We start from the raw sequence: 13,909 nt of genomic DNA, 5'->3' as shown, positions 1-13,909 counted from the left end.
GCCGGCCCTGCACCGACATCGCGGGGGGACACAAGATCGCCCGCGCCACTGCAGCGCAGGGCGGCACGCAAGGAGACCCCCCGATGCAATCCGTTGCCACCTTCGCGGCCCTGTTGGCTGTGGCCGTGCTCTTGGTCCCCCTGTTCAAGCGTGCCGGCCTGGGCACCGTCCTTGGCTACCTTGCCGCCGGCGTCCTCATTGGCCCCTCGGGCTTCGGCGTCGTCACCGACGGCGAGAACCTGCTGCACACCGCCGAACTGGGTGTGGTGCTGCTGCTATTCATCATCGGCCTGGAGCTTCAGCCCTCGCGTCTGTGGGCGCTGCGCAAACCGGTGTTCGGCCTGGGCGGCCTGCAGTTTTTTGGCGTGGGAAGCTTCCTGATCGCCGGCGCCTGGCTGCTCGGTTTTGACTGGCCCATCGCCATCATGATCGGCCTCACCCTGGCGCTGTCCTCCACCGCCTTCGTGCTGCCCACGCTGGGCGAGCGTCACGAACTGCACAGCCGCTACGGGCGCGAAACCTTCGCCATCCTGCTGTTTCAGGATCTGATGGTGATCCCGCTGCTGGCGCTGCTGCCGCTGCTCGGCGCCGCGCGCTCGGAGGGCGATGTCTCGCCCCTGGTGGGCCTCGGCTTTCTCGCCGTGGTGGTGTTGATCGGCCGACCGGTGCTGGACGCCATCTTTCGCCATGTCACCCGCATCAACAGCCGCGAAATGTTCACCGCCGCCGCGCTGGCGACCGCGCTCGGCCTGGCGCTGCTGCTGCAACTGGGCGGCCTGTCGATGTCACTGGGCGCCTTTGTGGCCGGCGTCCTGCTGTCGGACTCGGACTTCCGGCATGAGCTCGAAGCCTCGATCGCGCCCTTCCAGGGACTGCTGATGGGCTTCTTCTTCATCGCCGTCGGCATGACCATCAACCTGGGCATGATCGTCGAACATCCGATCAATGTGCTGGGGCTCACCATCGCGCTGATCCTGGTCAAGGGCGGCGGCATGTATGGGCTGCGCCGGCTGGCCCGCGGCAGCAAACAGGTGTCGCGCATGCAGGCGCTGGCGCTGGCGCAGTGCGGCGAATTCGCCTTTGTGCTGTTTGGCGTCGCGCAGGCCAACCAGCTGCTGGCGCCGGAAGTCGTCGCGCAGCTGAATCTGTCTGTTGCGCTCTCGATGGCCACCGCGCCGCTGCTGTTCATCCTGGCCGATCGCCTCAATGCCCGCGAAGCGGCCGCCACCGCGACCACGGAACCTGAGGCCGAAGAGATGCCCGACCTGCCCAACCCGGTGGTGATGGCCGGCTTCGGCCGTGTCGGCCAGATCGTCGGGCGCGTGCTGCTGGCCCGCAACGTGCCCTTCACCGCGCTGGACATTGACCACGAAGAGGTCAAGACCATGAAGCGCTTCGGCATCCAGGCCTACTACGGCAACGCCGCGCACCTTGAAGTCTTGCATGCCGCGCGCATCGAGGACGCCAAAGTCTTCGTGCTGGCCATCGACGACATCGAGACCTCGCTGCGCTGCGCCGAGATGGTGCGCAAGCATTTCCCGCAGGTCACCATCGTCGCCCGCGCCCGCAACCGCTTTCATGCCTACCGGCTGATGGATCTGGGGGTCGAGTTGCTGATGCGCGAGACCTTCCGCTCCAGCCTCGACATGACGCGCATGATCTTCGAGGTGCTCGGCAAAACACCCGAAAAATCGCAGCAGATTGTCGACCGCTTCGCCGAGCACGACGGCGAGCTGCTCAAGCGCGAACAGGCGCTTTACCATGACGAACACCAGCTGATTCAAAGCGCTCGTGAGGCCACCGAAGAACTCAGCCTGATCCTCGAACAGGAACTCGGAGACGCGCTGCCGGAGAGTCCGTCGCCGGACGATGCGGCCTCGGACACCGCCACCGCGCCGCGCCCGGCCAGCTAGCGACGCGCCGGTGCGCCGGTGCGCCGGTGCGCCGGCAAGCGCATCATGCCCCGGCGAGGCCAGGCCGCCCGCCACCACTGGTGATCGTCGGCGCGACATCGCCTCAAGTTTCGCCAGCATCGTCCGTAAGGGAGGTACATACGTCTTTCCCGGACGACCCTCGATGACACAAACCGAAACAACCGCCAGCCCAGGCACGGTGCTCTTTGTAGACGATGAGCCCAATATCCTGAGCTCGCTCAAACGCCTCTTCCGCCCCACCGGCTTTCGCGTGCTGACGGCGCCCAGCGGCCAGGACGGGCTGAATCTGCTCGACACCGAAACCGTGGATGTCGTCGTCTCGGACATGCGCATGCCGCAAATGGACGGCGCGGCCTTTTTGAAAGCGGTCCGCGAGCGCCACCCGCAGATTGAACGCATCTTGCTGACCGGCTTCGCCGACATGGAATCGACCGTTTCGGCGGTCAACGATGGCGGCATCTCGCGCTATCTGAACAAGCCCTGGAAAGACCACGAGATCCTGACCACGGTCAAAGACGCGGTCAATCGCGGCCGCTTGCAGGCCGAAGTGACCCGCCTGCATGCGCTCACCGCCGACCAGAACGCCAAGCTCAAGAACATGAACACCGAGTTGGAGGCCCGTGTGCTGGCGCGCACCCGCGACCTGCAAACCGCGATTGGCAAGATCAAGGAAGCTAACGAATCGCTCAAACAGAACTTCCTCACCACGGTCCGGGTTTTCAGCGATCTGGTCGAGATGCGCAGCGGGCACATGGCCGGACACAGCCGCCGGGTCGCACAGCACGCCCGCCAGCTGGCGAAAGCGTCTGGCCTGGACGATGCCGCCACGCAAAACATCATGCTCGCCGGCCTGCTCCACGACATCGGCAAGATCGGCCTGCCCGACGATCTGCTCGGCAAGCCCTACAACACCTTCAAGCCCGAAGAGCGCAGCCTCTACATCCGCCACGCCGAGCGCGGAGAAGCCGCGTTGACCGCGGTCAGTCAGCTCAAGGCGGTCTGCAAGCTGGTGCGCCACCATCATGAGATGTGGGACGGCACGGGCTTTCCGGACAAGCTCACCGGCCTGGCCATTCCGCTCGGCGCGCAGATTCTGGCCATCGCCAATGACTACGACGGCCTCATGCAAGGCCATCTGACGGCCCGCCCGCTGCCCGCACGCGAAGCACTGGTCTACATCTCGCAAAACGCCGGCAAACGCTACAACCCCGAACTGGCCAACACCTTCGTCCGCATGGTGTCTGAGGCCAGCGGCCGACCCGCCGACGGTATCAGCCTGCGCCCGGGCATGCTCAAGCAGGGCATGCGCCTGGTGCAAGATCTACTGCATCCCGATGGCTACCTGCTGTTGCCCAAAGGGCATGTTTGCGACGAAGATACGATCATTCAATTGCGCCGCCTGGAGACTTCCAGCAGCCGCAACATCACCGTGCAGGTCGAGGACAGCCCGCGGGGAGCATCCACATGACTGAAGTCGACACGCATCAACCCACGCTCCTGCTGGTCGACGACGAGCAGAACATCCTGTCCGCGCTGCGCCGGCTGCTGCGCACGGAGGGGTATCGCATCCTCACCGCCAACAGCGGCGCTGAGGCGATTGAGCTGCTCAAGGCAGAAACTGTCGAAGTCGTGATGTCCGACCAGCGCATGCCGGGCATGGCCGGGGTGGACTTGCTGCGCATCGCCAAAGACATGCAGCCCGAATGCGTTCGCATCGTGCTGTCCGGCTACACCGAGTTGCAGGCCGTCACCTCGGCCATCAACGACGGGGCCATCTACAAATTTCTATGCAAACCGTGGGACGACGCCCATCTCAAGGCGAATATCGCTGAAGCCTTCGCGCGCCGCCGCATGGCCGATGAAAACCGTCGACTGACACAGGAACTTGAAGTCAAGAACACCCAACTTCAGGAACTGCTGGCCGAACGCTCGGATCAGGTTCAGATCCGCTCGGAGGCCCTCGGTGTATTCCATGAAGCGCTAGAGGCATTGCCCGTCGGTGTGATCGGCGTCGACGACGAAGGCGTCATCGCCTTTTGCAACAGCACCGCGGTCGCTCAACTCGAGGGCTATCCCGTCGGTCTGGGAATGGCCGCCCGCGAGAACCTGCCGGCCGAACTGCTGAACGAGGCGGGCAGCCTCCAACTCGGCGACAAACGCCTCCTGGTGTCTCGAACCCGGCTCGGTCAGCGCTCAACCAGCCGCGGCTATCTGCTGGCCCTGCTCGACGCAAGCACTTTTCGCGCCGCCAACGAGGGGACGTAAGCCATGTCCCTGAGCGCTGAACAAATCGTCCGCAACGCCGAGCAGCTCCCGCCGCCACCCAAGGTCATGACCGACCTGCTGGCGCTGTTTTCCCGCACCGATGTCGACGCCCGCAGCATTGCCGACACCATCGCGTCCGACCTGACACTCAGCTTGCGTACGCTCAAAGTCGCCAATTCGCCGTTCTACGGCCTCAGCAAGCGTATTTCCACGGTCCACGATGCGATCGCCATCCTCGGCTTCCGGGCGCTGCGCATGCTGGCACTGGCGGTCGGTTCAGCCCAGCTGATGCACCTGCCGCCCGCGCTGCGCGCATCGATGGGGCATTTGTTACGGCACAGCACCCGCTGCGCCATGCTCGCCCGGCTGCTGGCCGAAAAAACCGGATCGGCAGGCGAAGAAGCCTTCACGGCCGGCATTCTCCACGACGTCGGAAAAATCTTGCTGGCCCAGACCGAGCCCGTCCAAACGCCAGAACACGGCACGACAAGCGACTGGATTCTGCATAGCGACACCATCGCCGAGCGCGCCGCCTTTGGCACCGACCACGCAGAGGCCGGGCAGATCCTGTTGCGTCACTGGAAGTTTCCCGAGGCCCTGTGCGAAGCGGCCGGCCGTCACCACCAGCCGCCTGACACCTTGCCGCCCCTGTGCGCTTTGATTGGCCTGGCCGACCAGCTGGCAGACATCCCGCTCGACGGCACGGAAGACTTCCCTCCGGCCACCCTGGCGCCGTGGATTGCCTGCGCAATGGGCGACACGCCTCTACCCGACACCGCCGCGCTGGCGGCGGTGATCGCCGAGGCCGACGCCTTGGCGAACGTGCTTGAAGCCGATGCCTGACGGGGTCGCCGCCCTCCGCCCATCGCCGCCGACCGAGCTCTGGTGCGACGCCCTCGCGCTGGCCGGCCATGGCACCTTGCTGCACCGGGGCGAGCACCCCGTATGGGCCGACGCCACACTGGCCGAGCAATTGGGCTGCACGCTCTCTGCCTTGTATGACCGTCCCTTTCATGCGCTCGACGATGCCAACAGCGCCGAGCGACTGCGCCAGCAAGGCGAAGCCTGCCTGGCGGGTCGCGACGCGGCACCGGTTGACATCACCACCGGCCAGCCCCCGTGTGCTGTACGCCACTTTGAAGTTCGCGCGCGCCGGCTCGAAGACGCGGCCGGACCGCAGGTGCTGCATGTCTTCATCGAGCGTACCAACGCCGCGCCGACACACGACCCATCGACACGCGCCGTGCTCGATCAGATCATCCGCGAGCTGCCCATTGCCGCCTTCATCCTCGACACCGAGCATCGCGTCACTCACTGGAATATGGCCTGCGAGCGCATTTCCGGCATCACAGCCCCGCGCCTGATTGGCACCCGCGACCCCTGGCGCGCCTTCTTCGATGCCCCCCGCCCGGTCATGGCTGACATGATCCTCGACCATGCCGACGCCGACACGCTCGAACGCCTCTACCCCGGCAGCTGGCAGCGCTCGACCCACACGCCCGACGCAATCGAAGCCGAGGGCTTCTATCCCAGCCTCGGCGAATCCGGCCGCTGGATCTACTTCCTGGCCGCGCCCCTGCGTGGCGCCGACGGCAGCATCATCGGCGCCATCGAAACCCTGCAAGACATTACCGAGCGCAAGACCGCCGAAAACGCGTTGGCCCTGACCAACGAACGCCTTGAAGCGATCGTCGCGGACCGCACCCGTGAGCTCGCCGAGGCCAATGCCCGGCTCGCCGAAGACATCGACCAGCGCGAGACCGCCGAGCAGGAGCTACTCAAGCGCTATATCGAACTCACCGAGCTCAACTGCCAGCTTCACGATGCGCAGGAACAGCTCGTGCAGTCCGAAAAGCTGGCCTCCATCGGTCAGCTCGCCGCTGGCGTGGCGCACGAAATCAACAATCCGATCGGCTATGTGCTCTCCAACATCACCAGCCTGGGCGGCTATCTCGATGATCTGCTTCGCCTGTTCGACAGCTTCGAGGCGCTCGAAGCGGGTCGCGCGCCCGACGACCCCGCGCTGCTCGCCGTGCAAAAGCTCAAGCAGGAAGTCGACTTTGATTTCCTCAAGGAAGACCTGCCGGCGCTGCTGCGCGAGAGCGAGGAAGGCGCCTCACGCGTACGCAAGATCGTCGCCGACCTGAAAGACTTCTCGCATGCCGATCAAACCCAGGAATGGGTGTGGGCCAATATCGTCAAGGGTATCGAAAGCACCCTGAACGTGGTGAACAACGAGGTCAAATACAAGGCCAGCGTGGCGCGCCACTACGCCGAGATCCCGGCCATTCAGTGCATGCCCTCGCAGCTCAACCAGGTGTTCATGAACCTGCTGGTCAATGCTGCCCATGCCATCGAAGCGCCGGGCACCATCACGATCACCACCTCGCAGCCCGACGCCGAGCATGTGCGGGTCAGCATTGCCGACACCGGCTGCGGCATCCCGGAGGCCGTCAAGGCGCGCATCTTCGAGCCTTTTTTCACCACCAAGGGGGTCGGCAAGGGCACCGGGCTGGGACTGTCACTGTCTTACGGTATCGTTCAGAATCACCACGGCCGCATCGACATCGACTCCACGCCCGGCGAAGGGACGACCTTTCACGTCACCTTGCCCATCCAGCAGCCGGATGCCGAGCGCACGCCAGCGGCGGACTAATCCGCATGTTCGCCGCCTTCTTGCGGCGAATCCACCTGCAAGGTGACGTAGAAACAAGCGCCGCGCTGGACCTCGGCCTCAACCCAGACCTTTCCACCATGACGCTCGATGACCCGCTTCACGGTCACCAATCCGATGCCCGTGCCGGGATAGGTCTCAGCCGAATGCAGCCGCGAGAAGGGCTCAAACCGCTTGCCCGCGTAAAGCATGTCAAATCCCACGCCGTTATCCCGGACGAAAAAGCGCGTGCCGTCGCCGGTGGTTTCGCTGCCGATGTCGATGCGCGGCGTACCCGCGTTGGCGCTGAACTTCCAGGCGTTGCCGATCAGGTTGTCGAGCGCCAGCCGGATCAGACGCGGATCGCCCCGGACGCGCATGTCGGGCTGAGTGCTCACGGTCAGTGCCGAGTCCAGATTGTCGCGCCGGCAACGCGCGACGGACTCATCCGCCAGCGCGGACAAATTGACTGACGCCTTGGAGATCGGCGCGCGCACGGCGCGCGACAGATACAGCAAATCATCAATCAGCCGCGCCATACGCTTGGCCGCGTCTTCCACGTCGGAGATCAGCTCGAGACCGTCTTCGTCGACTTTTCGCCGTGCTCGACACGCAGCAAATGGCTGAAACCCGCCACCGTGCGCACCGGCGCCCGCAGGTCGTGCGACACGGCATAACTGTAGGCATCGAGCGCCTGGTTGAGCTCCGCCAGCTCACGCGTCTTGAGGCGGACGTCAAACAATCTGAGCGCAGGGTTGCGCATCAACTGCAGCGCATCTTTCTGCATCTCGCTGAGCTCGCGCGGCTTGGTGTCGATCACGCACAAGGTCCCGAGGCCATGGCCCTCGGCGGTGAACAAGGGCGTCCCCGCATAGAAGCGGATATTCGGCGGCCTGATGACCAGCGGGTTGTCAGCAAAACGCGGGGCGGCCAGCGTGTCGGGAACAATGAAAACACCCGGCTGGAGAATGGCGTGCGCGCAAAACGAAACGCTACGCGCCGTCTCCAAGGCCTCCAGCCCCACACAGGCCTTGAACCACTTGCGAGGTATCGATCAAAGAGATCAGCGCAATCGGCGCCTCGCACACACGCAGCCAACGAGGTCACCTCGTCGAACAGCGCCTCTCGCGCCGAATCGAGCACATCGTATTGGCGTAGCGCCCAGCGTCGATGAGCCTCGTTGGCAGGCAGAGTAGCGGACTGCATGGCCGGACTCCCCTCTGGGCAGCGAACATGCGCCAGCCTAGACGCTCGACGTTAGGGTAACTTCGCCCCGATTGTTGCGCCGATTGGCACTGCTCACGAGCCGTAAGCGGTGGCCCGGACAAGGTGTCGCAGCTCTGCGCGCCTCAGAACCCCAACCCCTTGCGCAAGCCAAGCAGCACGCCCATGCCGATGATGAACGGCAACCACGGGTTCTTCCAGCGCAGCGCGATCATCAATACCACCACCGCCGCGGCGAACTTGGGGTTGAAGGGCTGCACCGCGCCGTCCACCACAAAAACACTGGGTGCCACGATTGCCGCCAGCGCCGCAGCCGGCGCATAGCGCAGCGCGCCCTGCACCGCCGGCGGCAGGCTCGCCCGCTGCCCGAGCACGATGAAACTGCCGCGCGGGAGATGGGTCGCCATCGACACCAGGGCAAAACTGATCCACAACCAGATACCGTCCATCATGCCTCCTTGCGCTCAGGCAGCACTCGGCCGGCCACAAAACCGGCAATAATGCCGATCACGATCGCCACGATCACGCCCAGCTTGAGTGGCATGCCGCGCAACAGCACCGAAGACACGCCCCCCACCAGCGCGGCCACCAACATGGCCCGGTTCTTTGACAAGGGCACCAGAATCACCATCAGCGCGATGGTCGCCATGAACTCCAGCGACCAGTCCTGCGGCAAGGCACCCGCCCCCAGCACACCGGTCAGCACAAAGCACTGCCACAGGCCCCAGCCCCACAGCGACGGCCCCAGAAAATAGCCGAAGCGCCAATGCCGGTCGCGCACCGACAGCATGCGTTCGGTACACACCGCAAACACCCCGTCGATCAGCAGATAGCCCGACGGAATGCGGAGCTTGAGCGGCACGTCGTGGAAACCCTTGGCAATGGCGGCGCTGAAAATCAGAAAGCGCAGGTTGAGCGCCAGCGCCGTCAACCCGATCAGCCACAGCGGCGCCCCGGCCACAATCAGCGGCAAGGTGGCAATCTGGGCCACGCCGGCATAGACCATCAGGTTCATGCCCATGGCCTCGACCACGCTCAGCCCGGCCGAGGTCAGCGCCACGCCGGTGACCAACGCCCACGGAATCAGGCCGATCGACAGCGGCAGAAAGATGCGGAACCCGGACCGGGCGCCGGCCAGAAAGCGGCGATTCATGCCTTAGCCCGCCACGCCCGGCGCCAGCCACACGCCGCCATCTTCGGCGCGGCGCAGTTGCAGGCCTAGGCTGCCGAACACCGCCAGCAGCGTGTGCTGAATCTCGCTGCGTGCCGCTTCGATCGCCGACGGCGCGCTGGCATGGAACAGCGCATCGAGCTGACGCCCGAGCGCGACCCAATGCGGGCCAAAAAAGCTCGCCTCGATCGCCGCCGCCATCTCGGGACTGATGGACGCCACCGGCCGCACCAGCCCGGCGAGATAGCCCTGCACATGCGCCGCCGTCTGCAGCAGATGCGCAATACGCCCCAGGCTGCGCACAAACAGACCATCCAGATCGGCAGCGCCGGTCGCCAGGTCCTCGGCCGTGGCCGCCGGCAAGGCGTCGATCACATCGAGCAAATGCTTGAGCATCAGATCGGCATCGTTGGGCAAGGACCAGACCGTGCGCCGACTCACCGCGTACTCGCCGCGCATGGCCTCCACCACCGGCCGCAGCTGGCTGTCGAACACCGAATCGCGCCAGGCGCCCAAGCCCGCCTGGCCTGCCGCCAGTGCGTCCAGATGCAGCCGCACGCGCCACAGTTCGCCGTGCAGCAAATGAACAAAGCGCGCCATGGCATCCACCTCACTGCCCAGCGCCGCCACCACCTGCGCGCCTTCGAGCACCAGCACCGGGCCGGCATCGAGGTAAAGCGTGCGGGCGACAGTCGGCACGATCGCCCCCGCCGGCGCGGGCGCTTCGCCCAGCGACACCAGCGCCGCGGGAAGGTCATCGGCCACCACGATCTGCTCAAGCACGCCATCCAGCGCGCTGTCGCGCTCGCAAATGCGCCGCGCCAGTTCCTTGAGCACGATCTCGATCGTCGGCCCCACGGCCTCGATCTTGTCTCCCCGACACACCACTCGCGTAATCACAAACCACTCTCCTCGTCTCGCCGACACGAACCGGCATCATCGCAGCATTTTAACCACCCACCAGCGCTTTGCCCCGCGACGCCGATGTCGCCTTCGGCCTCGCATTGGGTCTTGATTTTTTAAGCGACATGCCCTCCACCGCAGCCCGCGCACAAAACACGCACCGGCCGAGAATTCGCGAATCGTCACATGTTGCGGGTGGTTTCATGCGCGGTGGCAAGGCACAATCGAACTCCTTTCTGCCCGACATCCCATTGCCATGCGACTCGCCCTCAAGGCCGAAACCCCCATCTTTGTTGCCGGCGCCGTCCTCGCCATCGGCATCGCCCTCGAACATGGTGCCGTCGAGCACGGTGGCTTCATGCTGTGGGGATTGCTCGGACTCATCCTCGCCGCCATCATCGGCGTCGCCTTCCGCATCAGCCACCACGCCGAGGTGCTGGCAGTGCGCTGGGGCGAGCCCTACGGCACGCTGATTCTGACCATCGCCGCGGTGTCGGTCGAGGTGGTCATCCTCGTCGTGCTGCTGCAAGGCGCCCCCAACCCCACGCTGGCGCGCGACACCGTGTTCGCCGCGCTGATGCTCGACATCAACGGCATCCTGGGCATTGCCGCCATCATCGGCGGCCTCAAGCACGGCACCACGCGCTACAACCTCGACTCGGCCAACTCCTTCATGGCCATGCTGATCGTCGCCATCGGCATCGGCATGTTCATCCCCGACTTCGTGCCCGACGAACACTGGAAGGCCTATTCGTTGTTCAGTGTCGGCACCATGGTGCTGATGTACGCCGCCTTCCTGCGCCTGCAGACCGTCGAGCACCGCACCTTCTTCGAACATGTCGCCGCGGTGGATGAAGAGGCCCACGACACCGCGCACAGCCCCTCGTGGCTGCATGTGGCGATCATGGTTGGCGCCATCGTCCTGGTCGGCCTGCTGTCCGAAGTGCTCTCCGTACTGCTCGACGCCGGCCTGGCCGGCAGCGACCTGCCCAAGAGCCTGCCCGCCGTGCTGGTGGCCCTGCTCTCGGCCAGCCCGGAGATCCTCACCGCCGCCCGCGCCGCCGCGGCCAACCGCATGCAGACCACGGTCAACATCGCCCTCGGCGCCTCGCTCGCCACGGTGCTGCTGACCTTGCCGGTGATCGAGGGCATCGCCCTGCTCACCGACGACCGCATCGTCATGGCGCTGACCCCGATGCAGGGCGGCATGCTGCTGCTGACCATGCTCGCCGTCATGAACAACCTGCACAATGGCGAAACCAACGCCATCGAAGGGGTCAGCCACCTGGCGCTGTTCTTTGCCTTTGCCGGGCTGGTGGCGATCGGCCTGCTGTAGACGCGACGCGGCTTGCGGCATCCGGGCGGCGCTGGGGTGCGCTTTGCCCGATTCCGCGGGGCGTGGCTTCGGGAAGGGGACGTTGGCCGGGTTTCGCCCCGGCGGGCGACTTACTTTCTTGCTCGTGCAAGAAAGGTAAGCAAAGAAGCACGCCCCACTGTCGTGGCCCTTCGGGCTTCCCTCCCTCCGCAAGCACGGGGCGGGCGACTTCGCAAACTCGCCCTTCGGACTCAAACAGCGAAGCCGCTTTTTCCGCCCCGCACTTGCTGCGCTCGGCACGACAGAGGGGAATGAGGTGCCAGCCGGCCACGCCAAAGCAAATTGAGGGTTTCGTGGGGCGGATTTAAATCCGCCAATGATTTGCGAACGAGTACCTACGGCGGGTTGAAACCCGCCCTACGCTACGCCGCCCGAGCGGGCAACGGCGAAGCCGAGCCCGCATGCCCCTCCCCTTCTGTGCCGCCGAACGGAGCCCGGGGACGGCGGGAATTGTCGTGTCGCTGTCTGAGCCAGCAGGGCGAGTTTGCGACACGACCCGCCGGCGTCGGGCGTAGAGAGGGCACCGGCGAAGCCGGCGGCACAGTGGGGCGCTTTCTTTGCTTCCTTTCTTGCGCGTGCAAGAAAGGGAGTCGCCCGCCGGGGCGAGACCCGGCCAACGTCCGGCCACCGAAGGCAACACCGCCCCAAGAACGGCAACGCACAACCTGACCGAGCCCGATCGAGGCGTGGCGCAACCCCTCATCCCGTTACGGCGAATTCCCGCAGGGATGCCGATCCGCCCCGCACTGGTCGAAATTGCCCAGCGGCCGGTTGAAGGTGTACTCCAGCGGCTCGCCGATCCACGCTTCGGCGGTTTCACCCACCGAGCCGCTGGGCACAGTGAAAGGCAGGGCCAGCACGAAGCCGACCGTGCCGATCACCGCGCCGACAAAGCCGAGGGGTCGCACCACCACGAGATCGACCGCCATGTCGGTGGCCTTGTCACCCGTGACCGAGCCGGCCTCTTGGGCGTAGACCGGGGCCGCGGCCAGCGCCGCCGCCAACACCAGCATCCCGCAGAACGATTTCATGGCCATGCCTCCTCGAGTGCTCGCTCAATGGCGCGCGAACACGGTCTCGCCGCCATCGGCATTAAACTGCACCACATCATAGCGGTCCGGGGTGCCACCCTCCATGCCCGGCGAGCCCATCGGCATACCGGGGGCTGAAAGACCGCGGGCGCCGGCGGGTTGTTCGGCCAGCAGCTGCTTGACGTCGGCGGCCGGCACATGGCCTTCGATGACATAGTTGCCGATCCGTGCGGTGTGGCAGGAGCCAAGCGCCTCGGGGACGCCCAGTTGCGACTTGATGCGCCCCATCTCCTGGCTGGGGACTTCCTTGACCGAGAAGCCGGCGGCGCGCATGTGCTCGGCCCACTTGCTGCAGCAGCCGCAGTTGGGGTCCTTGTACATGGTCGCTTCAGGCAGCTCGGCCCAGGCCGTGCCGGCACTCATCGAGACAGCGGCGACCAGCGCCAGTTGGCGAAACATCTGAATGGTGTTCATGTTCGGTTCCTCGTTCGGCAGGCGCGCTCAGCGCCCGCTCGTCTGGGGTTTGAATCGTTCGGCGCGCATTTGTTTCACCTCATCGGGCCATTGGCTCTCGATGTAGGCCAGCACGGCGCGGATCTCGTCGTCCGACAGGATGTGGCCAAAGGCCGGCATGTCGCTCTGATAGCCCTCGGGCGCCAGCGGCGGCACCATGCCGTCGCGGGTCATCTGGAAGAGCATGTCCATCGGGTGATGCCAGGTGTGGCCGCTGGCGTCGTGCGGCGGTGCGGGCAGGCGGCCATCCGGTTTGCGCTCGCGCCAGTCCGGCTGGCCCTCGCCATTTGCGCCATGACAACTGGCGCACTGCGCGGCGTAGAGTGTCGCGCCCTGGGCCAGCGCAGCATCCGTCGCGGGCGCAGTCGCCGTCGCGGGTGGGTCACCACAGGCGACCAACACGGCGCTGGCCAGCATGGCCAATCCAAGTGTTTTCATTCTGTGAACTCCTAAATCTCGATAGGGAATGCGGGGCAACATACGCCCCGACGGGATCGGATTCAGGCGATGGCGATGGGTGGCCGGTCGTGACGGGAGACCGTGACCGAAGCAAACCGGGGCATCGGCGCGGCGCTCAGCACATGCGCGCGAGCGCTCAGATCGGCGCGCACAACCGGCAAGGCGAAGTGCATTGCGGCCGAGGCGCAATCGATTTGAGTGCAGTCGCTGAGCAGCCCGTCGTCGGGACAACACGGCACAGCGGCCTCATCGCCCATGTCGGCCATGGCGTGCGATGTAGCCGGCACCTCCACGCAGGTACCGGCCCAGCCGGCCAGCGACGGCAGCGGGAGAGCCAGGATCAGCAACAGGATGACGAGTCGGCGCCACATGCGCTTCATG

At 65.5% G+C, this 13,909-nt stretch carries 15 protein-coding genes; 6 read left to right on the top strand and 9 right to left on the bottom strand.

Features of this window, described 5'->3' with window-relative positions; genetic code table 11:
- Nucleotides 1-83 precede the first annotated feature (83 nt).
- The 5 genes from FHP89_RS04210 (at nt 84) to FHP89_RS21140 (ending at nt 6,855) form a co-directional block, all read left to right on the top strand.
- On the top strand, nt 84-1,913 hold the full coding sequence (locus FHP89_RS04210; protein WP_144179200.1) for a monovalent cation:proton antiporter-2 (CPA2) family protein: 1,830 nt from the start codon (nt 84-86) through the stop codon (nt 1,911-1,913).
- A 163-nt stretch (nt 1,914-2,076) separates the two neighbouring features.
- A complete protein-coding gene (locus FHP89_RS04205; RefSeq protein ID WP_144179199.1) occupies nt 2,077-3,402 on the top strand; it encodes an HD domain-containing phosphohydrolase in 1,326 nt (441 codons plus the stop codon).
- On the top strand, nt 3,399-4,199 hold the full coding sequence (locus FHP89_RS04200) for a response regulator (protein ID WP_144179198.1): 801 nt from the start codon (nt 3,399-3,401) through the stop codon (nt 4,197-4,199). The genes FHP89_RS04205 and FHP89_RS04200 overlap by 4 nt, the downstream gene beginning before the upstream one ends.
- Nucleotides 4,200-4,202: 3 nt before the next feature.
- Nucleotides 4,203-5,042: an HDOD domain-containing protein gene (locus FHP89_RS04195; protein WP_144179197.1), complete on the top strand. Its 840-nt coding sequence runs from the start codon at nt 4,203-4,205 to the stop codon at nt 5,040-5,042.
- On the top strand, nt 5,035-6,855 hold the full coding sequence (locus FHP89_RS21140; protein WP_144179306.1) for an ATP-binding protein: 1,821 nt from the start codon (nt 5,035-5,037) through the stop codon (nt 6,853-6,855). The genes FHP89_RS04195 and FHP89_RS21140 overlap by 8 nt, the downstream gene beginning before the upstream one ends.
- Here the strand turns inward: FHP89_RS21140 and FHP89_RS04185 are convergent.
- The 5 genes from FHP89_RS04185 to FHP89_RS04165 all read right to left on the bottom strand — a co-directional run bounded on the left by FHP89_RS04185 (nt 6,852) and on the right by FHP89_RS04165 (nt 10,147).
- Nucleotides 6,852-7,412, bottom strand: coding sequence for a sensor histidine kinase (locus tag FHP89_RS04185; RefSeq protein WP_144179196.1), 561 nt, complete (start codon nt 7,410-7,412; stop codon nt 6,852-6,854). The genes FHP89_RS21140 and FHP89_RS04185 overlap by 4 nt on opposite strands.
- 8 nt (nt 7,413-7,420) lie before the next feature.
- Entirely contained in the window at nt 7,421-7,861 is a 441-nt protein-coding gene (locus FHP89_RS04180) for a GAF domain-containing protein (RefSeq protein WP_186300367.1), read from the bottom strand.
- A gap of 340 nt (nt 7,862-8,201) precedes the next feature.
- Nucleotides 8,202-8,528: an AzlD domain-containing protein gene (locus tag FHP89_RS04175; protein ID WP_144179194.1), complete on the bottom strand. Its 327-nt coding sequence runs from the start codon at nt 8,526-8,528 to the stop codon at nt 8,202-8,204.
- Nucleotides 8,525-9,229 carry an AzlC family ABC transporter permease gene (locus tag FHP89_RS04170; protein ID WP_144179193.1) on the bottom strand — a complete coding sequence of 235 codons (705 nt, stop codon included), beginning with the start codon at nt 9,227-9,229 and terminating at the stop codon, nt 8,525-8,527. The genes FHP89_RS04175 and FHP89_RS04170 overlap by 4 nt, the downstream gene beginning before the upstream one ends.
- Before the next feature lie 3 nt (nt 9,230-9,232).
- Complete coding sequence (locus tag FHP89_RS04165; protein ID WP_144179192.1) at nt 9,233-10,147, bottom strand: hypothetical protein; 915 nt, start codon at nt 10,145-10,147, stop codon at nt 9,233-9,235.
- Nucleotides 10,148-10,406: 259 nt separating this feature from the next.
- Here FHP89_RS04165 and FHP89_RS04160 point away from each other — a divergent pair, with 259 nt between their 5' ends.
- The gene (locus tag FHP89_RS04160) at nt 10,407-11,486 is read left to right on the top strand and encodes a calcium:proton antiporter (protein WP_144179191.1); all 1,080 of its coding nucleotides are present in this window, start codon (nt 10,407-10,409) and stop codon (nt 11,484-11,486) included.
- Between the two features lie 746 nt (nt 11,487-12,232).
- On the opposite strand, the gene FHP89_RS04155 is transcribed toward FHP89_RS04160, so the two are convergent.
- The 4 genes from FHP89_RS04155 to FHP89_RS04140 form a co-directional block, all read right to left on the bottom strand.
- Nucleotides 12,233-12,556, bottom strand: a complete 324-nt coding sequence (locus FHP89_RS04155; protein ID WP_222105305.1) for a hypothetical protein — start codon at nt 12,554-12,556, stop codon at nt 12,233-12,235.
- Between the two features lie 24 nt (nt 12,557-12,580).
- Nucleotides 12,581-13,030: a DUF411 domain-containing protein gene (locus FHP89_RS04150; protein ID WP_144179189.1), complete on the bottom strand. Its 450-nt coding sequence runs from the start codon at nt 13,028-13,030 to the stop codon at nt 12,581-12,583.
- Nucleotides 13,031-13,057: 27 nt separating this feature from the next.
- The gene (locus FHP89_RS04145) at nt 13,058-13,507 is read right to left on the bottom strand and encodes a c-type cytochrome (RefSeq protein WP_144179188.1); all 450 of its coding nucleotides are present in this window, start codon (nt 13,505-13,507) and stop codon (nt 13,058-13,060) included.
- Between the two features lie 62 nt (nt 13,508-13,569).
- On the bottom strand, nt 13,570-13,908 hold the full coding sequence (locus FHP89_RS04140) for a hypothetical protein (protein ID WP_144179187.1): 339 nt from the start codon (nt 13,906-13,908) through the stop codon (nt 13,570-13,572).
- Nucleotide 13,909: the final 1 nt, after the last annotated feature.

It is taken from the genome of Denitromonas ohlonensis (genome assembly GCF_007625205.1).
GTDB classification, from domain to species: Bacteria; Pseudomonadota; Gammaproteobacteria; order Burkholderiales; family Rhodocyclaceae; genus Nitrogeniibacter; species Nitrogeniibacter ohlonensis.
Note: the sequence above shows the minus strand (reverse complement) of the source record. Positions and strands in the feature narration are given on the sequence as shown.